The 23,025-nt window shown below is 42.7% G+C and carries 14 protein-coding genes, 1 tRNA gene and 1 pseudogene; 6 read left to right on the top strand and 10 right to left on the bottom strand.

What is annotated here, in order from left to right:
* Positions 1–49: 49 nt before the first annotated feature.
* The 8 genes from DP116_RS04570 to DP116_RS04535 form a co-directional block, all read right to left on the bottom strand.
* On the bottom strand, positions 50–358 hold the full coding sequence (locus tag DP116_RS04570; protein ID WP_169154042.1) for a translation initiation factor: 309 nt from the start codon (positions 356–358) through the stop codon (positions 50–52).
* A 95-nt stretch (positions 359–453) separates the two neighbouring features.
* The gene (locus DP116_RS04565; protein WP_169154041.1) at positions 454–957 is read right to left on the bottom strand and encodes a hypothetical protein; all 504 of its coding nucleotides are present in this window, start codon (positions 955–957) and stop codon (positions 454–456) included.
* 461 nt (positions 958–1,418) lie between these two features.
* Positions 1,419–3,023, bottom strand: coding sequence for an MDR family MFS transporter (locus DP116_RS04560; protein ID WP_339381619.1), 1,605 nt, complete (start codon positions 3,021–3,023; stop codon positions 1,419–1,421).
* A gap of 84 nt (positions 3,024–3,107) precedes the next feature.
* Positions 3,108–4,385, bottom strand: coding sequence for an MFS transporter (locus tag DP116_RS04555; protein WP_169154040.1), 1,278 nt, complete (start codon positions 4,383–4,385; stop codon positions 3,108–3,110).
* Between the two features lie 147 nt (positions 4,386–4,532).
* Positions 4,533–6,053 (bottom strand): HlyD family secretion protein, encoded by a 1,521-nt coding sequence (locus tag DP116_RS04550; RefSeq protein WP_169154039.1) that lies wholly within the window; start codon positions 6,051–6,053, stop codon positions 4,533–4,535.
* Between the two features lie 147 nt (positions 6,054–6,200).
* Positions 6,201–6,668 carry a MarR family winged helix-turn-helix transcriptional regulator gene (locus DP116_RS04545; protein WP_169154038.1) on the bottom strand — a complete coding sequence of 156 codons (468 nt, stop codon included), beginning with the start codon at positions 6,666–6,668 and terminating at the stop codon, positions 6,201–6,203.
* 336 nt (positions 6,669–7,004) lie between these two features.
* Complete coding sequence (locus DP116_RS04540; protein ID WP_339381618.1) at positions 7,005–8,141, bottom strand: transposase; 1,137 nt, start codon at positions 8,139–8,141, stop codon at positions 7,005–7,007.
* Complete coding sequence (locus DP116_RS04535) at positions 8,138–8,401, bottom strand: hypothetical protein (protein WP_169154037.1); 264 nt, start codon at positions 8,399–8,401, stop codon at positions 8,138–8,140. The genes DP116_RS04540 and DP116_RS04535 overlap by 4 nt, the downstream gene beginning before the upstream one ends.
* A 637-nt stretch (positions 8,402–9,038) precedes the next feature.
* Here DP116_RS04535 and DP116_RS04530 point away from each other — a divergent pair.
* Positions 9,039–9,111, top strand: a tRNA-Arg gene (locus DP116_RS04530).
* Positions 9,112–9,193: 82 nt separating this feature from the next.
* Here the strand turns inward: DP116_RS04530 and DP116_RS04525 are convergent.
* Positions 9,194–12,022: a M16 family metallopeptidase gene (locus DP116_RS04525; RefSeq protein ID WP_169154036.1), complete on the bottom strand. Its 2,829-nt coding sequence runs from the start codon at positions 12,020–12,022 to the stop codon at positions 9,194–9,196.
* 272 nt (positions 12,023–12,294) lie between these two features.
* Between DP116_RS04525 and tilS the strand changes: the two genes are divergently transcribed.
* Positions 12,295–13,338: a tRNA lysidine(34) synthetase TilS gene (tilS, locus tag DP116_RS04520; RefSeq protein WP_169154035.1), complete on the top strand. Its 1,044-nt coding sequence runs from the start codon at positions 12,295–12,297 to the stop codon at positions 13,336–13,338.
* Between the two features lie 20 nt (positions 13,339–13,358).
* Here tilS and hmpF read toward each other — a convergent pair.
* Positions 13,359–14,114: pseudogene (hmpF, locus tag DP116_RS04515) on the bottom strand (pilus motility taxis protein HmpF); the annotation flags it as partial.
* Positions 14,115–14,659: 545 nt separating this feature from the next.
* On the opposite strand from hmpF, the gene DP116_RS04510 reads away from it, so the two are divergent.
* The 4 genes from DP116_RS04510 (at position 14,660) to DP116_RS04495 (ending at position 22,880) form a co-directional block, all read left to right on the top strand.
* Complete coding sequence (locus DP116_RS04510; protein WP_169154034.1) at positions 14,660–15,025, top strand: response regulator transcription factor; 366 nt, start codon at positions 14,660–14,662, stop codon at positions 15,023–15,025.
* A gap of 13 nt (positions 15,026–15,038) precedes the next feature.
* The gene (locus tag DP116_RS04505) at positions 15,039–15,575 is read left to right on the top strand and encodes a chemotaxis protein CheW (protein ID WP_169154033.1); all 537 of its coding nucleotides are present in this window, start codon (positions 15,039–15,041) and stop codon (positions 15,573–15,575) included.
* A gap of 167 nt (positions 15,576–15,742) precedes the next feature.
* Positions 15,743–18,193 (top strand): methyl-accepting chemotaxis protein, encoded by a 2,451-nt coding sequence (locus DP116_RS04500; protein ID WP_339381617.1) that lies wholly within the window; start codon positions 15,743–15,745, stop codon positions 18,191–18,193.
* A gap of 103 nt (positions 18,194–18,296) precedes the next feature.
* Positions 18,297–22,880 carry a hybrid sensor histidine kinase/response regulator gene (locus DP116_RS04495; protein ID WP_169154031.1) on the top strand — a complete coding sequence of 1,528 codons (4,584 nt, stop codon included), beginning with the start codon at positions 18,297–18,299 and terminating at the stop codon, positions 22,878–22,880.
* Positions 22,881–23,025 lie beyond the last annotated feature (145 nt).

Below are 23,025 nucleotides of genomic sequence, written 5' to 3'. Positions count from 1 at the left end.
AGTCAGTATTGGACTTTACTGTCATAAGCAGAAATTTGTTTTTTGTGCGTTAACGGTAATCCTCATCTGCTGGATCGCCGTAGGGGTCTTCACTTGCTGGGCGAACATTGCCAAACTGCCCGTAGTCATTGGCAGGGTCGCCGTAGGGGTCTTGGCTGGCGGGGATGGCGTTACCGTAGTAATTTTGGTCTGCAGGGTCGCCGTAGGGGTCTTGGCTGGCGGGGATGGCGTTACTGTAGTAATCCTGGTCAGCGGGGTCGCCGTATGGGTCTTCACTTGCTGGACGTACTTCGCGGTCATCTTCGTTTGACCCACCACCCAAAAAATCCTTCGCCTTGCGAATAAAGTCGTCTACCATGACTTATCTCCTTTTGATATTTGTGGTTAATTATGGCTTCTATCCTTTTGGCTTCTATCCTTTTGGGGTCTTTAGTGCAACACTAGATGTGATTTTTAGTATGTCGGCGCTTCCTGTGGAGCGATGTCAGTCAAATCGCGACCTGTCGTACGCCCATTGTAGCCTTTGAAATCCCGATACTGCTGCGCTTGTGACTCTGGAACTCGAATTCCTTCGGATGGAGGTGTTACCCAATGAGGACGACCTTGATCATCGCGGTAGTATACACGCCCATTCTTAGAAAGGTAGTACTTACCCTGCGCTCCGTTTCCTCTAGCGTTCTTTCGCTGGTTGTACAAGTAGTAAAGCGCAGCTGCTCCCACCAAAGTTATCGCCACTTTCTGCCCTGTTGTCAATCCCCTCTTAGTCTGTTGGGGTTGGTTTGGAGATTGTGGATAACCCACATTTCTACCAGCAGTATCGTCAACAGGCGGTAGCGGCGCAGCAGTTCGAGAACCTCCACCGCAACCACTAAGCACTGGTAGTGTGAGCAACGCTGAGAGAAATACTGCCACCGGAAGCGATGCTTTTTTACGCTCTAGGTTTGTCGTCGTGTTCATTGTGTTTCCTCATCACCCTGCTTTTGCTACGTACTGCTGCAATAACCGTGACAGGTTTTCTGTGATTTCTCGTCAGCCAGAAAGAATCCTGCTAAGCGTTTTTTGACAACAGCACAGGAGCACAAGTTAATTCTTTGACTCAAATCATGATGCAATTTTTCAGATTATGCATCTTGCCTTTGAGAGAAGTTGCATTCATCCTCAAGAAGTATGGAGGTAAGTAGATAACAAATAATAACCGTAATATTTAAATTCTCTGGAACCGAGAAACTTTTTATCAAATTAGAGTTATAAAATAAAGATTTTTAGCGGTTCGTTCCTGATAAGTTCGTGCCGCAACTATGGCACTTTACGGGCAAGCTATCATACAGAAATGGTATAAATTTTGTGAAATAATTCGTAGGCTTTTTTATCTTGCTCTCACCCTTTTTGAAGGTTATATCCAGCGAAGTACAGTAGATTTAATGAGCAACAGCACCACCCGTTACCTTAACTTTTTTGATGAATAAAACAGCAAGACCGCTAAGTAACAAAGCAATTGCGATAAAGTAGAAACAATCGTTAAAAGCGTTAACGAAAGCTTCACGACGCACTATGTTGTCAATAGCTTTTATGGCTTGGTCTTGTGCTGTACTCAAATCAGAACCACGACTGACAAAATATTGAGTCATTTGGTTAATTCTCTCTTGAGTAGCTGGGTTATATAAAGATACTGATTCACCTAATCTATTGGAATGAAATTGCTCTCTATTAGTTAGTAGAGTCGCTAATGCTGCAATTCCCATAGAACCGCCCATATTACGCATCATATTAAATAAACCGCTTGCTGAACCTGCTTCTTTCGGACTCAAACCAGAAGTGGCGATAGAGGTTAGGGGTACCATAATCAATGGTTGTCCCATTGCGCGAACAAGTTGCGACCAAATTAATTGGTCATATCCCGTTTGATAAGTCATCTTGGAATTCATGAATGCACTTACTGCAAATAAAGCCACACCCACAGCAACCATCAACCGCACATCAATACGTTGCATCGCTTTTGGAATAAAGGGAATAATAAACAGTTGCGGAATTCCCGCCCAGATCAGCACTTGACCAATTTGCAGAGCATTATATCCTTGAATTTGAGCTAGATACAGCGGCAAAATATAAATTGAACCATACAATCCCACTCCCAAAGAAACATTGATAATACTTGCTAAACCAAAGTTACGATATCGCACCAATCGCAAATTAATAAATGGCTGCTTGCGAGTTAATTCAATCCAGAAAAAGATTGTTAGGAAAATCACCGCCAATATACTCAAGCGTACAATTAACGCTGAACCAAACCAATCTTTGCGGCTACCTTCTTCTAAAACAACTTGCAGGGAAGCTAACCCAATTGCCATTGAAATAATTCCCCACCAGTCGCCTTGTTTTAACAATTGTAATTGGGGTCTTTCTTGCTTAATTCCATACCAAACCCCAGCAAGCATCAACACTCCTGGAACTACATTTATGTAAAAGCTGTAGTGCCAGCTGAAGTTTTCTGTTAACCAACCTCCGAATGTCGGACCAATTGAAGGTGCAAAAACGGCTGTAATCGCAAACGCAGCTAACCCAATTGCTTGCTTGGATGGTGGTAAAGTGGTCAGTACAACCGTCATGGCGGTAGGGATTAAAACCCCTCCGGTGAAGCCTTGTAAGGCGCGGAAAACAATCATAGAATTGAGATCCCATGACCAAGCGCAGCATACAGAGAAAAAGATAAATAAGGCGGTGTTAACTAACAAATACCGTCTTAGGGAAAACACCCGTGACAACCATCCGGTTAAAGGAATGACCACAATTTCCGCCACCAAATAAGCAGTAGAAATCCAAGAACCTTCCTCTAAAGTTGCCCCCAAACTTGCCTGAATATCTTGTAGCGAAGAGTTGGTAATTTGAATATCCAGTACCGCCATAAATGCGCCTAGCATACTCGCAAGAACGCCAATCCAAGTTCTGAGCGGTATTTGTTGATTCGAGGAAGATTGTATAGAACCTTGATTTCCTTGGTTGTCAACTGCATTTGTTTCAGCCACAGCAGTACTCCAGGTATTGAATGAGAGATATATTTCTATTTTCTACCCTAACTGAACCTTGTTAGTAATTCTTAAGTGAGTTTTTTAAGGTTTCGCAGTTGCTAATATACCCTTTTGCTCATAAATTGCGAGTACCATTTTTCTTAACTCAGGCAACTGTTTGGCAAAATAGATAGACCCGAAAATACAAGCAATACCATCAATAATTAAAGTGTAAGGAGCACCAATTTGATGGGCTAATGCACCTGCAGCTAAATTACCAAAGGGTATCATTCCCAAAAATGACATTGTGTATAAGCTCAGGACCCGTCCACGCTTTTCCTCTTCAATAATGGTTTGTAAAACTGTGTTACTACCGGCAATTACGAGAATTACTCCTAAACCAACAAACAACATTGCTAGTAAAGAAAGTGGAAGCAAGCGCGACAAGGAAAAGGCAATCAAAGCAATTCCTGCAATTGCTAGACCCAAAACAATCACTTTACCAAGTCCCATAACTGTTTTTCGCGTAGCTAAATGAATACCACTTGCTAATGCTCCGACTCCCGACGCAGCCATCAAAAAACCTAGAGTTTCTGCGCTACCTTTGAGGATTTCCTCTGCAAAAATCGGAACGATAACGGTGTATTGCATTCCGAAAAAGCTGAAGAAAGCTGTTAATAATAATATTGCTCGAATTGGTGGAAAACCAAAGGCATACACAAACCCTTCTTTAAAATTTTGCAAAGGATTGCCGCCAGTAACTGTAGTTTTCCAAGGCTTAAATTTCATCGCTAACAAAGCGATAATCACAGCAATGTAGCTTAAACCATCAATTAAAAAACAGTAAGCTGCGCCGACTCTGGCAATGAGTAAACCAGCAATTGCAGGTCCAATCAAGCGCGCGCCATTAAACATTGTTGAGTTGATGGCTATGACATTTGCTACATCGTCTCTGCGTTCCACTAACTCTGTTACAAATGCTTGTCTTGCTGGTGCATCAAAGGCATTAATAAATCCTTGCAGTAAACTCAAGGCGATAATGTGCCAAATTTGAATCATGCCTGTAAAAGTCAGCACTGCTAGCGCCAGCGACTGAATCATCGCTAGTATTTGCGTGCCAATAAGAATACGATGACGGGAAAAACGATCCACAAATACCCCACCTAAGGGAGTTAGAAAAAAGCTAGGAATTTGACTGGTAAATCCAACAACCCCCAACATAAATGGGTTGTTGGTTAAGTGATAAACTAGCCAAATCGTGGCAAGTTGCGTCATCCACGAGCCAATAAGGGAAATGCCTTGTCCAGCAAAAAACAAACGGTAGTTTCTTGACCTGAATGCCGGTAACAGTGGACTCTTTCTAGTTGCTTGTGCGTTCATTCAAGGGTTACTTTATACAAATTAAATATCCTTTCATAGATATCATTTGACACTACACCTAACCCCTCTCTACAGGTGGAAAGGAATACCACTGCTTTTGGAAGAGGTTTTAGGAACAAATTTTTCCTTGTACCCTATCACCTCGTCCTACTTGACTTTTACACTGATTTCTGCTGACATTCCCGGTGTAATCCGCGATTCATAACCTTTGATGCTTTCTTTGTCGAAAACAATTTTCACAGGAACACGTTGCACAATTTTCGTAAAGTTACCTGTGGCGTTATCCGGTGGTAAGAGGGCAAACTGTGCGCCGGAAGCTGGCGAGATACTATCAACGCGACCCTTAAAGGTATGATGAGGAAAAGCATCGAGTTTAATCTCAACTTCTTCTCCTGGCTTCATGTCTTCCAACTGAGTTTCTTTAAAGTTGGCAACGACCCAATAATCATCATTGACAATCGCCATTAAAGGTGTTCCTGCTTGTACCCGGTTGCCAACTTCCACTGTCTTGCGCCCCACGCGTCCAGCAGCAGGAGCGGTAATGTTGGTGTAGGATAACTGCAACTGCGCGTCTTTCAAGGATGCGTCCGCTTGAGCGATAGCTGCTTTTGCTGCTTCATACTGGTTGCGGTTGACTGTTGTTTGTTCCCCGCCTGCAGTTGCTTGTTGCAATCCACCTTTAGATGCTGCCAGTTTTGCTTGCGCACTCACCACTCCTTCTTGTGCTTGCGCTAGTTGCGACTGTGCTTTTGCTACCCCAACTCTGGCGGCGGCTAATCGTGCTTGCGCTTGGTTAACTCCTTGAATAGCAGCATCCTTTTGCGCTACAGCCACATCATACGCTGACTTAGAAGTGTCTAATTGCTGACGGGGAATTGCTCCTTGTTGAGACAAGGTGTTGTAACGGTTGTAATCAGCTTGCGCTTTTTGCAAATTGGCGTTTGCTTGTGCAACTTGCGCTTGTGCGGCGGGAATCCCAGCTTCTGCCTGTTTCACCTCAGCTTGTGCGGCGGGAATCCCAGCTTCTGCTTCCTGTACCGCTGCTTGCGCTGTGGAAATTGCTGCGACAGCACCGCTAACATCTCCTTGTGCCTGAACTGTCTTAGCACTGGTTGTTTTTGAGGCTAAGTTAATATTTGCTTGTGCGGCTTGCGCCTGACGACGAGCATTTTGTAGCGCGGCTTCAGTTTGTTGCACTTTGCTTTGATAATCGCGTGGATCGAGTGTTACCAGCAATTGTCCTGGTTGGACTTCCTGGTTATCATTTACCAAAACTTGACTTATAGTTCCAGGAATGCGGGCGCTGACTTGGTGCAGGTGTCCTGCAACTTGAGCGTTGTCTGTCTCTTGGTGAGTAGAAGCATACTGCCACCAATGATAACCAAAACCTCCTGCAGCTACAGCACCCACACCCAATGCTGTCAAAATCAAGGCAATCGGTTTTTTCTTCTTAGGTGTTTCCGGCGGTTGGGGTTTGGCTTCTTTGTCCGCCGTTTCAGGTTGGGTATGTAGATCAGCTTTGACGAGTGTTTCTGCTGGCATTTTATTGGTCAAATTTTCTGATGTTAAAGCTTCCAAAGTCTCTATGTCTTTAACGAGTTCTTTCTCCAGAACTGCTGTTTTGTGTCCGTTACGTCCGTTGGAGTTGGTGTTGTTTGTGCGTTCCATGATAGTTAAGCCCCTCAGTATCGTTTTTGCCCGTTATAAATTTAGTGTGCTAAATATTTAAATAAGGTTATTTTATAGTTATTTAGTTAGTATACGTAATATTTTACAGAAAAGACCTAATAAAGCGCCTCATCCAGATGAATGACTCTACGATAAATTATCGATTGCCTGATTCAGAAGTTGGGAAAACTGTTCTCGTTCAGCATAGGAAATACCGTGCATAGCTTGCTCGCGAATTTCTACTGCAATAGCTGGCAAGACTGTTTCCAGTTCTTTGCCTGCATCGGTTAGCCAAATACGCCAGATTCGGCGATCGCGACAGTCACGTTCTCGACGAATCAAACCTCTTTCTTCCATTCTGTCCAATACGCCAGTTAAGGTACCTCCCACCTGTTGCAGTTTTTCCCCGATACTAGAAGTCGGTAAACCGTCTTCCTCCCATAAACAGCAAAGCACTACCCAGTGAAAAGGGGTTAGTCCAAACGGCTCCAACCGCTCAGTCAACTTGCGACTTAACAGTTGTGAGAGGAGTTTAATCCGGTAACCTAAACCGTATGGTGCACGGACTTGTTGCCACGACTCCAAATCTTGAGACTTGTTAGGTTTATGAACCATCTTTGAACAAAAAACTTAGTGTACGTAATATCAACATAGCATGATTCAACTATATGGCAAGGACTTATTGCCACTTTTTGATGAACGGAGTTAGCTGCCTTTTATAGAACGGCACATTAGATTTGGGAAAAAACGAGGTTTGGGGCTACTTGAAACCGCAGATGCACGCAGATGCACGCAGAAAAACGAGCCACTGCGTTGCGGGGGTTCCCCCCGTTGAAGCATGTGGCGTGCAGATAAAGGCAAATAAATTATCTGTTCTGTGTGCATCTGTCCGGACTACTCTACAAAATTTTTGAGTAGAGTGGGAGGCTTGTTTTGGAATCAAACTAATAACTAAACACTAGACAAGGAGTAAACTTGACCATCAATTAACAGTCGAGTGATTCCTTTTGCCTGTAGATGATAACGAGCCTTGTGTAGCATTTTTGTATCAGGAATTTTAATCACGCGATCGCGCTTAGTTGAGAAGCGCTTTGCAATTCGATGGTTATCGAACACAGGTAAGGTTCTTTGTTGAGTTTCCAAGCTAGGAATTTGTCCCAAGTCGCCAAATTCCCGCAATGGACGAGTGATTAATTCTGAGGAACGATCTATGACTAAATAACAAGTTTTGGGTAAAGCCGCTGCTGAGAGTGGTAAGACTTTTACTAATGCGTCACCCGACCTTGGTCTTGTGACCAAAGGTGCAGCTGGTTCAAAGTCTTCTTCGTCATAGTCATCATCATCATCATCATCTAAATCCTCCAAATCATCTGACTCATCTAGTAAGTCTTCGCCAAACATTTCCGCAATGACGTTAGCGTTTGGATGTGTATCTTCCAAAAGCGGACTAGGAATGCTGGTGATTTCTGGAGGTTTTTGTTCCAGAAGTTCCAATTGCTCGGCAACTGGTTGCTCAGATCGCGCTTGTTGGATTGGTAAAATTGGTTTAGTTGGAGCTGAAGATCGCCGCTTCAATCGTCTGCTAGGATGAGTTGGCTCATCAAGTTCCACAAAGTGCAAGTTTTGTGCCACGACTGGTTCTTCTTGCGGGTAGTCGCCGAGGTCTTGGGGGTTTCCCCCAGGAGCGACTGCACCAAGCCGAAGGGGTGAAACCTGTGGTGCAGGAGAGTCTTTTGGCTTGGGTATCTGGCGTTGAGCAGGAGATACCCTCTGGGGCTGAGTCTCAACGACATTTTGCTCAACAACAGGAGATAATACTTCTTGCTTTTGTGTCTGATCTTCTTGTGGCTGGTTGGTAAACGCAGGCAAATTGTCGTAATTAACCTGTGCCCTTCCTTCAGGCGTTCTTGCAGCACGCTTTAAAGACACAAGATATTCATACTCATCTTCTGGCAGAGTACTTTTGAGTAAGCGGCTAATCGTCGAGTTACTCACGTCATAGCGTTCTGCCAAAGTTGAGGTCGTTTCGGCAGTTTCGCGGTATAATTTGAGAATTTCGTGTTTATCTGGTTCTGTTAGTTTTCTCACGGTAGACACCACAAATTTCTAAACTGTTTTTCTTCCACTGACACGTTGCGAACGGATGAATGATGCGTCGTATTCCACCAATAGCGCCCATGCCAAATAAAACTCAATTCCACGCCCAAAATACCTCTAAATATCTTTCTATTTTGATAGTTAGTAACACCTATTGTGGTCCATTTAAAGCGCGTCATGCCCATCTCCAGAGAAAAATAAGTGATCACAAAAAACAGATCGGCAAGGGAAACGATAAGTTCTTCTTGCAAGACTATTTCTGTACAACTGACAAATATCTCTCCTTTGGAAATATAAAAGCATAGCGATACTGATGACTAACCACACACTATAACCACTAGGAATTTGTGGACTGCGCCAATTTCTTAAGCATAAGACACCAGCAGCCAGATAAGCTATTGCTTCAAAAATATGTGTTCCAACAACAGACCACTCAGCACGCTTTAGGAGCAAGAGTGAATTTGAGATTCTACCACTAAACACCAAAGAGTGTAGAAGTGCTAGCAGACTCCAACTAAGGAGACCTGGGACAATGCCTTGAGTGAAGAACATAGTTTTGAGACAGTGTAACTTGGTGTCAGCGCTACTCATAGAACTTTACAGTATAAATGCACTCTAACAGTTTTTTGGCTGAATAATAGTTCAGGAGACAGTTTTTATGAAACTGAACCAGTCAATTTCAGGGTAAAACTGCTACCACACTCACGCCAATGACTAACCAATATGCCATTTGCTTTGTTTTTGCTGTTTGTTCATTGACTCACTCTTGCGACGACTTGGATCTTAGCTTCGCCAAGGTGAAATCTGCAATAATTTTTGATTGCCTTTTCCTTAGGTTCACAGATATAATATAGAAACTGACTGTGCAACAAGCCAGTTATTTTGATTGGGCGCGTAGCTCAGTGGATAGAGCCACGGATTTCTAATCCGTTGGTCGCAGGTTCGAACCCTGCCGCGCTCGTTTTAAATTTGACCAGTCGTTAGTCAGCAACCCAGTGTCTTCAGACACTGGGTTGCTGAATATTTATCCTTACATACTTGACCTAAGCTCCAGGTCCAGCCGTGACAATCACTAGCTTATCTGGATGAATAAGTTCTTGAATTGTCTGCTGCACCTGAACCGGAGTCACTGCTTCAATTCGCTTGGGGAATTCTCGGATTTCTGCTTGAGAAAGACCATAAACGGCATTTTCTAAAATCATGCCCGCTACGTTACCAGGATTAGCTAATTCTACAGGGTAGTTGTTGGTTATTGAGCGTTTCGCTGTATTCAATTCAGCCTCAGTGATTCCTTGCTCTCGCAACTGCTTGAGTAAAGCTAGAGTGCTGGTAATAGCCTTTTGGGCATCTCCTGGGGCAGTTTGCATCTGAATTAAGAATGGACCAGGATTGACACCTGTGGCAAAGCCACTGTAGATACCGTAGGTTAGACCTTGGCGATCGCGCACCTCAGTACCCAAGCGACTAGACAAGGTATCGCCGCCCAAAATTTGATTGAGTACCAAAGCAGAATAGAAACGAGAGTCTTTGCGCGAGATGCCATTATAACCAATGTAAGTCACAGCTTCCGTCTTACCGGGAATCACTGAACTCAACTGTTTCATTGTTTGCGGTAAAGACACCTGAGGTAAGTTAAGAGTCGGTGGCTTACCCTGAGTTTGCCATTTCCCGAAAGCTTTATTCAGTAAAGCTTTGACTTGATTTGGGTCAAAATCACCAACAAGGGCGATCGTTGTCGTGTCCGGGCGGTAGTGTTCCTCGTAGAAGCGAAGCACATCAGCACGAGTCACGCTTTTTAAGCTTTCTTCTGTAGGAAAGCTATGAAACGGGTGATTTTCCGGGTAAATTGCTTGCTGAAAGACCCGTCGTCCCAATCCCCGAGGATCATCGAGCTGTACTTTCAGACTTGTCAAAGCTCTCTGACGAGTAAGTTCTAGCTGCTTGTCTGGGAAGGTAGCATCTTGTACCACATCTGCCAGAGTTTGAATTAATATCGGCAAATTAGCAGACAACCCATTTCCACTAATACCAACTCCTTCGCGACTAGCACTGAATCCCAAGCTTACTCCCTTATCTTCCAACGTTTTTGCTAGAGTTAGAGCATTTTTTGTTTGAGTTCCATTGATTAAATTGCTAGCAACGAAACTTGCTAAACCTGCTTTCTGGTTAGTATCAAATTCGGCACCAGCATCAATTTGTCCACTGAGATTAACGGTCGGGACACTGTGATCAGGCAGTAGGAAAACGCGTAACCCATTTTTGAGTATAAATTGCTCTGGCAACGGTTGTTGAGTCGAAGCAGTGGCTGATGTTGCGGGAGGGAGATATTTGGCAAGTTCTGCTGGATCGACAGGCTTACCAGGACTGAAGTTTTCTACAGTGCGATTAGAACCACCACTGGAACTCCCTGGCTTACCACCTGGTAAAGTCGGTTCAAAGAAGCCGATAGTTTGTTTAGCAGGATTGAGGTAAGTTTTCGCCACTCGCTGTACATCTGCTGCTGTGACTTTGGCAATTGTTTTAAGATACCCCTCAACATAACGATAATCCCCAGCGACAGTTTGGTTATATCCTAGTTGCGTCGCCTGAGAGGTGATGTCTTGGTTCCCGAGTACAAAGGAAGCTTGGAGTTGCGTCTTCGCTCGGTTTAATTCTTCTGCCGTGACTTGTTTTTGTTGTAGTTTAGTTAAAGACTGTTCCAGTACCAGGGCAATTTTTGATAGCTGTTGACCGGGAGCAGCTGTGACATTAATTTCGTACCAACCTGGTTCAATGAGTTCTGAAGGACTTGCACCCACCGAGCTTGCTAAGCCTGATTCTACCAAAGCTTGGTAAAGCTGTGAGCTACGTCCGCCCGTGAGAATCACATCCATCAGATCAATTGCAGGTACGTCTGGATGAGTAAGATTTGGTAGAGGATAAACGACTTGCAATAATGCAGCGCTTCCTGGCTCTTTTAAGACAATAGGTGATTTTTTAGCAGTGGAAGTATTATTCGAGGAGGGAGAAGGCGTTGTTTTAGGAGTGGAAGTATTATTCGAGGAGGGAGAACCTGTTTTTGAAGAATTCCCCTTAGTCTGGTTGTCTTGTTTCGCCCGTTTTGGTAGCTTCCCAAAAGTTTTTTGGACAGTTTTCAGCACGGGTTCTGTGGCAAAATCCCCCGTAATAACTAGGGTTGCATTGTCAGGGCTGTAGTAGGTATTGTAGTAATTGCGTACCTGCTCCAGTGTGAATTGCTGTACATCAGCTTTTGTACCTCCTACAGGTAAACCATAAGCTCGTTTCGGGAAAGCTGCTCGCATCACAGCCCGATTTAAGCGATAGCCTGGAGAATTTTCGTATCCTTGTAATTCTGAGATGACGACACGCTTCTCACTTGTCAGTTGTTCAGCTCCAACTAACGCGCTTTCCATGCGATCGGCTTCTAAGGTGACTAGTGCTTCTAATTTGTCGCGTTGCACTGTGCCAAAATAAGCTGTCTCATCATAACTCGTAAAAGCATTGAACTGACTTCCCAAAGCACTAAACAGCCGACCAAATTGTACTGGACGATCTGTGGTTCCTTTGAACATCAAATGCTCTAGCTGGTGAGAGATACCATTCTCTCCTGCTTTCTCGTTGCGCGAACCAACTCGATACCAAACCTGCACACTCACCACAGGTGCAGTGTGGACTTCTTTAGTTAAGACTGTTAAACCATTTTTTAATACTGTTTTACGTACCCCCTGAGTGAGGGCAAAACTAGACACAGGTGTGACTGCACTTGGTGTTGCAGCATTGCTAAAATAGCCTCCTGATAGCACTCCACTTAAGAGGAAGCTTATAAAAAAGACTATCAAAATGAATGGACGCAGTTTGGAGAAAAAACCCATGGCAGGTAACATAAAAAATAAACGGCGTGGTGTGAATAAATATATGCTATAAAAATGCTCCCTTGCTAACTACCATACAAGAGAGCATAAACTGTGGTGATAGGAGCAAACTTAATTTTTCCTTGAGATAACTCTAGCAAGCTAATATGACGGGTCAATGACAATTCTTTGTCACTTCCATGACTGAATCAGTTACCAGTTATCATTTCAGTTCACTTCCCCCTCTCCCTCCCTCCTCTTCTCACCATAGCCCCCGAACTTTAAATTCCTAAATGAGCGATAAGCGAAGCTTGCTGCCAAAGGCAGATCGCACTCCTTGGACTCCTCTCCATGCAAAATTACACCGCACGATCCGCTCCCGTCACCTATTTGAGCGCAACCAACGACTACTCATTGCAGTTTCAGGTGGACAAGATTCTTTGTGTCTGATCAAAATACTGTTAGATTTACAACCAAAATGGGGATGGTATCTCAGTATTGCCCACTGCGACCATTGCTGGCGTTCTGACTCCCAAGCAAATGCCAAGCATGTAGAAAACTTGGCAAAAAATTGGAGTGTCTCATTTTATTTACGAACAGCTAACGAACCTTTAAAAAGCGAAGCTGCTGCACGCAACTGGCGGTATCAAGCTTTGAGTGCGATCGCCCAGGAAAATCAATTTCATTGCATTGTTACAGGTCACACAGCCAGCGATCGCGCTGAAACTCTACTTTACAACTTAATTCGCGGTACAGGTGCTGATGGCTTGCAAGCATTAACATGGCAAAGGCTGCTGGATAACAGCATCCTGCTTGTACGCCCACTGCTAGAAATAACTCGTATGCAAACTGGGCAATTTTGCCAAGATTTTCTGGTTCCTGTTTGGGAAGATTCAACAAATCAAGATTTGAAATTTGCACGTAACCGCATCCGTCAAAATGTATTACCATATTTGCAAGAAAATTTCAACCCTCAAGTTGAATCAGTTCTTGCCCAGACTGCTGAAATTTTGCAAGCAGAAGTGGAATATTTAGAACAAGCTGCTTATCAGTTGCGAAAAGAGGCGATGGTAACATCAACAGGTGAGGAAGGAAATCTTTATAATCCATATTCAATAAAGCTAAACCGTCGCGTATTACAGAAAGCACCACTGGCGCTACAGCGTCGCGTCATGCGTCAGGTATTACAAGAAATCATTCAGAGTGGTTGCACCTTTGAGCAAATAGAAAAACTAATCGCTTTAATTAGTGCACCAAACCGTTCGCAGAGTGATCCATTTCCTGGTGGTGCGATCGCCCAAGTTCAAGGTGACTGGATTTACCTCAAACAGTTGTGAATATAACTTCTTTATTCAATCTCCTGCTGTTGATGAACTGTAGTTGTATACTGTTGTAACTGTTGCCAGTGTGGGTTTAAAACTTCCTGCTGCGTTTCGAGGACTTTCAGGGCATGATTGAGATATTCGCGTACTGTTTGTGTGAGAGTAACGCTAGTAGACACTTGAGCAAGTAACTCGTTTAGTACTGGATTTTGCTGATGATCCAACACAGCAGAGTGGGAACACTGTGCTTTGTACTCCTCCAAGCGACGCTGCTCACTCCGCAAATGCTCCCATGCTCCTTGGAGTTCTTTACGGTTGCGCGAAATCTCCGTTTGCAACTTTTCAATTTCCTGGCGGGAAGCTTCTACTTGTTGTTGTTGCGCCTCCAAGCGCTGAAATTCATCCTCCATTTGTTGCAGTTGTTCCAAACGCTCTTCCATATCCATTTCACGCCGATTTAACTCTTGCGCTTGAAACGTCAGAGACTGCTTCCACTGGTTAATTTCTTCTTCTCTAAGCTTAAATTTTTCCACCTGACGGGAAAAATTCTGCAAAATATTCACCAAAGGACGCCCCGCCTCCTGAATCCGTTGTACTTTACGGTTCGGATTCATTTCAACCAATACGAGGACTCCATCACTGAATTTGCTAGCTTCCTCAGCAAAAACCACTTCTTCAGAAACTGTACTCCAACTTTGGTCACTTCGTTGACAAGCCAGTAGTTTTAGTTCAGTTTTGCCACCACCAAGTAAACCGCCTTTCTGCTTTTGTACTTCTGCTAAATACAGCACACTGTTATTCCTTATTGTGTACTTAAGACTCCTATTGTGAGCAAAACCTTAAATTTAGTGAACAGCTACCTACGCAGTGACGTGGCGCATGGTAATATCAGTCACCAAAAGGGATGTAACTCTGTAAGGGTATAGGGGTGTAGGGGTAGGTTGTCCGATTTTTCTTGTTTTTATCCCACGGCTGAAATACTTCAATTTTATCGTCCATAAGTTATGTATCATTAATGACTAATATAAAAAATAGCGGTTATCGTTTGAATCACATACAAATATGGATGTTACATGTTAGGTCTATACTGTATGACACACAACAGATACTCGTTATAATTTGTCACCTATTTCTATTTTATACTGACAGACTTGTCTGTCAGCCGTATAATTGCTAACATTTTGTTTTCCCTTGTTATTACTTAAGTCGCATTTCGATTCGGATGGGGTACTCTCGGCAGCTTGGGATAGAATTCTTTTATACAGTAAAGACAGTTAGGAAAATCAGCAAATGTTCTAACCACAAACGTCTACATCAGGAGGTATATGGGCGTCATATGAGTACAGTTCTGATAGTGGAAGACAGTGTTACACAGAGAGAGATGATTACAGACCTATTGAAAGCGAGTGGCTTAACAGTGACCCATGCCAGTGATGGAATAGAAGCATTGGAAGCCATTCAAACTGCTTGTCCCGATTTAGTCGTTTTGGATATAGTCATGCCTCGGATGAATGGCTATGAAGTTTGTCGTCGCTTAAAATCTAATCCTAAAACCCAAAATCTTCCGGTGGTGATATGTTCTTCTAAAGGTGAAGAAGTTGATCTCTACTGGGGTATCAAACAAGGAGCCGATGCCTATATAGCTAAACCCTTTCAACCAACTGAGTTGGTGGGAACAGTCAAACAGCTACTGCGAGGATAAGGATAAACACAAAATGATCACTCAACCGGACTTTTTAGGAGGAGGTGGACAAGACCACTCCGGTTCTGAATTACAAGTAAAAAGTCCAGAAGCAGAGTTATGTCTAAGATTTTATATTCCCTTGCATCAGGAGTTTGCACTACTAGCAACCGATATTCGAGAGGTCATTGAACTAAGTCCTGATAGAATTACCCCAATTCCTAATACTTCTGGTTTGCTTTTGGGTGCTCTAAATCTACGAGGTCGAGTCATTTGGGTGGTTGATTTGGGTCAATTTCTAGGACAAGGAACCACTTTAAATACGAATCGTTCGGAGATTCCTGTGATTGCTATAGAAGAGCAAGACACAATAGTCGGTTTAGCAGTTGAAGAAATCGGCGGTATGGACTGGCTTGACAAAAAGCATCTGACAGTGTTAAAGAGCGTATCAGATACAATGGCTCCCTTTTTGCAAGGAGAATGGATATTAGAAAATAAAAAAAATCAGTGTCTAAGGCTGCTTGATCACAAAGCAATTTTACGAAGTGCGCGGTTGTTGGGTAAAAACTAGAAAAATCGCCGTTGAGGAGACATCCTCCTAAGTTCTCATCGGAGAAAATTCGAGCAACAGACAACTCTGGGAACGCGCTGCTCACCCTCGCAATTTCGGTATGCCAAGGGTGAACGAGCACGCTTTGGACTTATAGGGGCAGGATGAAATGGAGGCAGAAAAAGGTAGTGAGTATAAAAGAGTACGAGCATATCTATCATCAGGCTCATAAAGCTTACGTGCAAGGAAACTACAAACAAGCAGCCACTCTGATTGATCAACTGGTGCAACATTTACCATATGACCCTAATATATCCTTGCTGCGGGGTCATATCTATTATGTTTTGCAGCAGTGTGATGTGGCAAAAATAGAATACCAAAAGGTTTTAAAATTTACTGACGATCAAGAAATTATCAGCCTTGCCCGCAATGGCATTGACAACATAAAACAATATCAACGCAAACTAGACGCTCAAGATATTGAAAAATCTGGTCAAAAATATAAGAATTTTTCTGATTCTTCTGAATCTCAAACAGTGATAAAACAACAATTAGAAAATCTGGCAGATGATCAAGACTTTAACAGTAACAGTAGTAGCTTTCATTTGACTTCCTTGGATGAGGATCAAAAAGCTGTAGACTATATGGAAGAGCTACCTGTTAGCAGTCCATTTGATCTATCAATAGACGATAGTACTGTATCTGATACAACGTTCAATTCAAAAGAAAATTTTAGCAAAGCCCCTTCTACATTTATTCAACAACAGGTATGGCAACTATCTAATGTCAATGATGAAGAAGCGAAAGCAGAGAACACAAATACTTGCAAGGGTAACAAAAAGAAGTGTTTAGACGACTTTGATAAATTTGACGACTCAGGGTATATTCCGAGATTTGACTTGACAGAAGATTCTCGCTTTGAGGAGCCACAGACGTTGAAGATATCTGTGGAAAACAACACTTCACGACGCAGTAAAGTAGAGACTACACCCACTCAGCAAAATCACGATTTCACTTCAGATACTACCCCCAGAGACGATAGCGGTTTTCTCCCGCCCCAAACGGACGATTGGGCTTCGCGTAGTACCCTTACGAATCATCGCGATTCGGAGCTATTTATAACCACTGGTTCCCAACAAGCAGTCCCAGTTTTGATCGGGGCTGATCTGTGCAGTAGAAAACCTCAAGTCTCTGTCAAGCAAGGTTTTCTTGCTCCATTAGAAAATGCCTCTCTACAAACTAAGCAATGGATTGTTGCTGGTACAGTGGGTGTTGTTTCAGCCCTGGTTGTTGCTGGAGTCAGCTTTGTTTATGCTAAGTTGTTACCACTCGAACAACGGGAGTTGGTGCAAAACACAGGTAGGGTAATGACTTTGGCATCTGGAATTGCTGGGTTTGCTACCGCAGGTATTATGGGGAGTCTCAGCCACAGGCAAATTTGCCGCACTGCTAAAAATTTACAAAGTCAATTTGATGCTGTGCGCGAAGGAAACTTTCATGTCCAAGCCACCGTGTATTCAAAAGATGAATTTGGGCAGCTGGCAGCTAGCTTTAACCAAATGACTCGTGTTATATTGACGACTACTAATGAAGCGACACGTAAAGCTCAAGAACAAGAGGAAGCTAGAGAAAGCCTGCAACGCCAAGTGATTCACCTGTTAGACGATGTAGAAGGAGCTGCCAGAGGAGATTTGACAGTGCAAGCCGAGGTAACCGCCGACGTACTTGGAGCGATCGCTGATGCTTTTAACTTCACAATTCAAAACATACGGGATCTTGTACAACAGGTGAAAATCGCAGCGCAGGAAGTAACCAGAGGGGCAACTAATTCCGAAACCTTTGCGAGAGCCTTATCTCGTGATGCTTTACGACAAGCGCAAAAATTGGCGGTGACGCTGAATTCTGTACAAGTTATGACTGACTCCATTCAACGTGTCGCACAAGCAGCACGCGAAGCAGAAGCTGTTACCCATGATGCTAGCAATATTGCTCTCCTAGGTGGAGAAGCAGTAGATAATACTTTGGCAGGGATTTTAGAAATTCGGGAAACCGTGGCGCACACAACCCGGAAAGTGAAGCGACTGGCAGAGTCTTCTCAAGAAATTTCCAAGATTGTGGCGTTGATTTCGCAAATTGCTTCTCGGACGAATTTGTTAGCACTCAATGCTAGTATTGAAGCGGCACGCGCGGGAGAAGCCGGACGAGGTTTTGCAATTGTAGCGGATGAAGTGCGCCAGTTAGCAGATAAATCAGCTAAGTCATTAAAAGAAATAGAACAAATAGTCATGCAGATTCAGAGCGAAACAGGCTCTGTAATGATTGCGATGGAGGAAGGTATACAACAGGTCATTAATGGTACGAAGTTGGCAGAGGAAGCCAAGCGATCGCTAGAAAACATTATTCAAGTCGCCAAGCGCATCGATATTTTAGTGCGCGGGATTACCTCGGACACTGTTGAACAGACCAAAACCTTCCGTGGTGTGGCTGAAGTTATGCAATCTGTGGAATTAACAGCGCAAGACACTTCACGAGAAGCACAACGAGTCTCTGGTGCTTTACATAGTTTGGTCAGTGTATCTGGTGAGCTGATCGCCTCCGTTGAACGTTTCCAAGTCGAAATCTCTGAAAATACAAGGTAATTAGTCAATAGTCTATAGTTCAAAGTATAAGTATTGACTTTTGACTATAGATTATAGACTATTGAGTTTTCACTCTTGACCAATGACTTAATGATTAAAAACTATGCTGCCAGAACAACAACAGCGCATTTTGGGTTACTTCATTGAGGAAGCAAAAGACCACCTAGATACGATAGAAAAGGGGTTGCTGAATCTACAGAGTACCCTTGATAACCCAGAAATGATTAACGAAGTTTTTCGGGCGGCTCACTCTATAAAAGGAGGAGCAGCAATGCTTGGTCTGAGTAGCATTCAACACACAGCTCACCGTTTGGAAGACTATTTTAAGGTTCTCAAAGAGCATCCAATTCAAGTTGACCAAAAATTAGAATCTTTGTTTCTTGGTGTATCTGATACCTTAAAAGCGCTGTTAGAAAGTTGCACTGAACCTTATGGTCTTACTGATGAAATGGCACAGACCTTAATGTCAGAAACTGAACCTGTCTTCAAATGGTTGCAAGAACATTTAAACTTACTAATAGAACAAAATCGCAATAATATCACAAAAAATACAAGTATCTTAGCAAAAGCTTCTCCTGCAACTTCGCCACAAACCGTAGCACAAACAAGTGAGAGTTGGCAGAACCTACAAACTGTACAAAGTGAAGTTATCCAAATATTACGGGAAATGTTGCAACTGTTTAAACAAACTGCAACATCGCAAACGCGACAAAGCCTTGTGAAGTGTTGTGACAAGTTAGCTGAACTTGGTGAAGAATTGAATTGGTCTAACTGGTGTGGTTTGTGTCGAACAGCAGCAAGTGCGATCGCATTTTCACAAAATACCTATCTCACTCTAGCTAAAACCATTATTACAGATATTAAACAAGCTTTAGAATTAGTTATTGCTCTTAGAGAAGCGGAAATAACAATTAGTCAGCAACTACAAGCACTCGTCAGAGTAGAAGAAACAATTGAATTGTTAGAAATTCCCCTGATTCTGGCAGATGAGTCAGATAGCCCAACAGAAGGATTAGAATTGCCACCAGTTACATCTTCTAGCACCATTAATTTGGGAACAGGTAAAAAAATTCCACAAACAATAAGTGATGCAACTTCTACAACAGTTTTGGACATTGACCGACAAGACAGAATTACTAGTTTATCTGAACTTTGCGAACAATTTAATAGCAATGAACACGCTGCTCTCACCCATACGACAGATACGAATAACCAAGAAGTCAGAATAGCTAACTTAAATACCCTGGCTGATTTTTTTGAAGGTGAAAGTCCCGACTTAGAGGGAATGTGGGAGCAAGAAGAAATTCTAGATATTAACCCTGAGGCAACATTAAAAAGAGATGTGAGCAATGCCAATACGGAAGAGACTGATAACAAGAATGAAATTTTAATTGATGAAGACACGATTAGTACTCAGCAGAAAGCAGCAGAAACCGAAGAATTTACTCTGGCGTTATCTGATGATTTATTAGAAGATAAGTTAGAATCAGCCCTTCATAAAACGAGTGGCTTAACGAGAGAATTAAGTATCGATACATTGGCATCAGTAGAGCAGTTGTTTGATGCTGGCGAAAAAAGACAAGATCAAGTCACTAGTTTATTAGAATTGTTACTAGATGAAAATCAAGCCTTACCCACAGGCGAAAGAAATCAAATACAAACAGAGACTATAGTCAATGTCGAGCTTTCCAAAAACCAAGAAATTAGCTATCATGATTTTTCCTTATCGACGAAAGCCAAACTAATGGAGGAAATTGATTATCCAAAGTCCATAAAATCAAAAAAAATATCACATAAAGACGAAATATTGACTTTAGAAGAGCTATTTATTGAGACAGAGGAAGACAAGACTATAGCCTTGTCTGCAAACAACTCAACATTTGGTGATTTGTTGAATGCACAGTTTGAAACAGAAGATTTAAACAAAATTTGGGAACTGGAATTAAAGGGAGAAAAGGACAAATTTTCTCCAGCCCATCAACAGGATGTAGCAACTTTAGAAGAAATTTTGTTGACAACCGCTGCTGAGGACTTTTTTGATAATGTTGCTCAGTCGGGGAACTCTAGTTTAGACAGTTTGAGTTTTGAAGATTTGGAACTAAATTTTCCAATTGATGAACAAGAATTTAATCTATTATTCTCATCAGAGACGGATGATGATTGGTTTCAAGATTTAACATCAAATCTCATAAACACTTCTTCTCTTGACACGACTATAGAACCCCAAAGTACATCTTACTATCGCGTAGCGTCTAAGACAGAAAAGAGTGTGTTTTCGCAACAGCCAGAAGCTGTAGAATTCAGTCCAGAATTTACAATTCTGCCTTTAGAAACTGACAATAAGCAAGACTTACTTAACAATTCGTTGTTTACACAACAGCCTCAAGATATTAATTTGATGGTCAATGAGTGTTCACAAGAACAGTCAGGGATGAGACACACAGAAGCAGAAACTATCTCACCAACAGATTTGGATGGCGAGCATTCTTTAGAGCTATATTCAGCATTTGATTTCAAGGAAAATTTGTTCCTAACAGAAGCCGTTTCTTCAGAGGAGGAATTGACTCAAGAAATTGATATCTTCTTGAATGACGAATTGACTGAGTTAAATGAGTTACTCAACCAGGAAGTTGTATCAGAAGTCAATGCTGAACTCAGACCAGAAGAAAGAACCGCCCAAGAAAAATTATTGGGTGTAGCAGCAAACCAGGTAACATCAGATAGAGGCAAGAAAGATTTGCCTCCTCGTCCCTTTGTCTATCGCACGACAAAATTTGAACAACTAATAAAAGTTCCAGTTAAGCATCTGGATGATCTGAGTAATTTAGTAGGAGAATTAGTTGTTAATCGCAACACATTGGAACAAGACCAACAACGTCTGCGACAGTTTTTAGATAACTTGCTGCATCAGATGCAGCAGTTGAGTAATGTCGGGGCGAGAATGGAGGAATTATACGAACGATCGCTATTAGATGCATCTGTTAACCCGAACCGCAGAAATCACCGCGAAGATCACAATAAAGATATAGACAGGGGTTTGACTGAATTGGAAATGGATCAGTTTACTCCTTTTCATACCCTGTCGCAGGAAATGATTGAACTGATTGTGCGGGTGCGTGAGGCAGCCAGTGATATTGATTTTGTAACAGAAGATACAGAACGAGTCGCGCGACAGTTCCGACAGGTGACTAACCAGCTTCAATCCGGGATAATGCGATCGCGAATGGAACCATTTGCGGAAGTAACCACTCCTTTAGAACGAGGAGTGCGCGAAAGCGCTATCAAGTGTGGTAAACAAGCGCAACTCGTTATCGAAGGTCGAGAAACCTTGATAGACAAAGTGATTTTAGAACATCTTAAAACCCCGCTGACTCATTTACTGAACAATGCGATCGCCCACGGTATCGAAACACCAGACATACGACAAGCGATTGGTAAGCCACCTGTGGGAGTCATTACTGTCCGCGCATTCCATCAAGGTAATCAAACCGTCATTTCTATCAGTGATGATGGCGCAGGTATTGACATAGAAGCGGTGAAGGCAAAAGCAATTAAGATTGGCATAATAACGCCAGAACAAGCTAAAAGCTTATCTCAACATCATGTTTACGATTTACTGTTCCAACCAGGTTTTAGTACCAAAGAAAAAGAAGATGAATTAGCAGGTCGTGGTATCGGTTTGGATGTTGTTCTGGCTAGAATAAGCGAAATGCGAGGGAAAATTAATATTAATTCCACTCTCGGCGGGGGAACAACCTTCACCATTCGTCTACCCCTGACTCTGAGTATTTGCAAAGCCCTTTGCTGTATATCTGATAAAGCGCGCATTGCTTTCCCAATGGATGGTGTGGAAGATACCCTAGATGTTCCTGTAAAAAATATCCAACAAGGTTCTGATGGGCAGAAATACATTCCTTGGCGTAACACACTCCTACCATTCCAACCGCTCAAAGAAATTTTAACTATTAATCGTCAACTTAGTCGGGGTAGTATTTATGGTGGTCATCGGGATGACGACATGATTTGTGTTGTTGTCGTGCGATCGGCAAATGTCTTTCTTGCCCTACAGGTCGATCAAGTGCTTAACGAGCAAGAAATCGTAATTAAGCAATTTGAAGGGCCATTTCCCAAACCTATTGGTGTTGCTGGTGCAACTATCCTGGGTGATGGTCGTATTATGCCCATTGCGGATGTGATCGAAATCATTGACATCTTCCAAGGACGAGCCTCCAAATATCGTAGTTCGAGTCTTTGGGAACAGCAGCAAACTCCCACCGTACAAGAAACGACTGCAGGGAAAATAAACCCCACAGTGCTGATTGTGGACGACTCAATTACAGTACGGGAATTGCTATCACTCACATTTAGTAAAGCAGGTTATCGCGTAGAACAGGCGCGTGATGGTCAAGAAGCCTGGGATAAACTGCGTTCCGATCTACCTTGTAATATTGTATTTTGTGACATTGAAATGCCTCGCTGCGATGGCTTGGAGTTGCTCTCTCGCATCCAGAAAGACCCTAACCTCAAGCATTTGCCTATTGCTATGCTCACCTCACGGGGTGCACAGAAACACAGACAAATGGCAATGAAACTAGGTGCAAGTGGTTACTTCACCAAACCATATCTTGAGGAAGTCTTACTAGAAGCCGCATCCCGGATGCTCAAAGGCGAAAAACTTGTTGACTGATGAAAACTCTACAGCGATTTTTATTCATCTTACTCACAACTATTATTATATGTAGGTGGTTGTTAGCTCCTGATATTGCAATTGCCAAAACTTATACTGACTGGCATTCATCAATACAAAATGGCATAACTAAGGAGCAACCCCT

The organism is Brasilonema bromeliae SPC951, from assembly GCF_012912135.1.
Taxonomy (GTDB): domain Bacteria; phylum Cyanobacteriota; class Cyanobacteriia; order Cyanobacteriales; family Nostocaceae; genus Brasilonema; species Brasilonema bromeliae.
Note: the sequence above shows the minus strand (reverse complement) of the source record. Positions and strands in the feature narration are given on the sequence as shown.

Bases quoted from the DNA above. Each gene is read 5' to 3' on its own strand.
- DP116_RS04570 (WP_169154042.1), bottom strand. From the start codon at position 358: ATGGTAGACGACTTTATTCGCAAGGCGAAGGATTTTTTGGGTGGTGGG.
- DP116_RS04565 (WP_169154041.1), bottom strand. From the start codon at position 957: ATGAACACGACGACAAACCTAGAGCGTAAAAAAGCATCGCTTCCGGTG.
- DP116_RS04555 (WP_169154040.1), bottom strand. From the start codon at position 4,385: ATGAACGCACAAGCAACTAGAAAGAGTCCACTGTTACCGGCATTCAGG.
- DP116_RS04550 (WP_169154039.1), bottom strand. From the start codon at position 6,053: ATGGAACGCACAAACAACACCAACTCCAACGGACGTAACGGACACAAA.
- DP116_RS04545 (WP_169154038.1), bottom strand. From the start codon at position 6,668: ATGGTTCATAAACCTAACAAGTCTCAAGATTTGGAGTCGTGGCAACAA.
- DP116_RS04525 (WP_169154036.1), bottom strand. From the start codon at position 12,022: ATGGGTTTTTTCTCCAAACTGCGTCCATTCATTTTGATAGTCTTTTTT.
- tilS (WP_169154035.1), top strand. From the start codon at position 12,295: ATGAGCGATAAGCGAAGCTTGCTGCCAAAGGCAGATCGCACTCCTTGG.
- DP116_RS04510 (WP_169154034.1), top strand. From the start codon at position 14,660: ATGAGTACAGTTCTGATAGTGGAAGACAGTGTTACACAGAGAGAGATG.
- DP116_RS04505 (WP_169154033.1), top strand. From the start codon at position 15,039: ATGATCACTCAACCGGACTTTTTAGGAGGAGGTGGACAAGACCACTCC.
- DP116_RS04495 (WP_169154031.1), top strand. From the start codon at position 18,297: ATGCTGCCAGAACAACAACAGCGCATTTTGGGTTACTTCATTGAGGAA.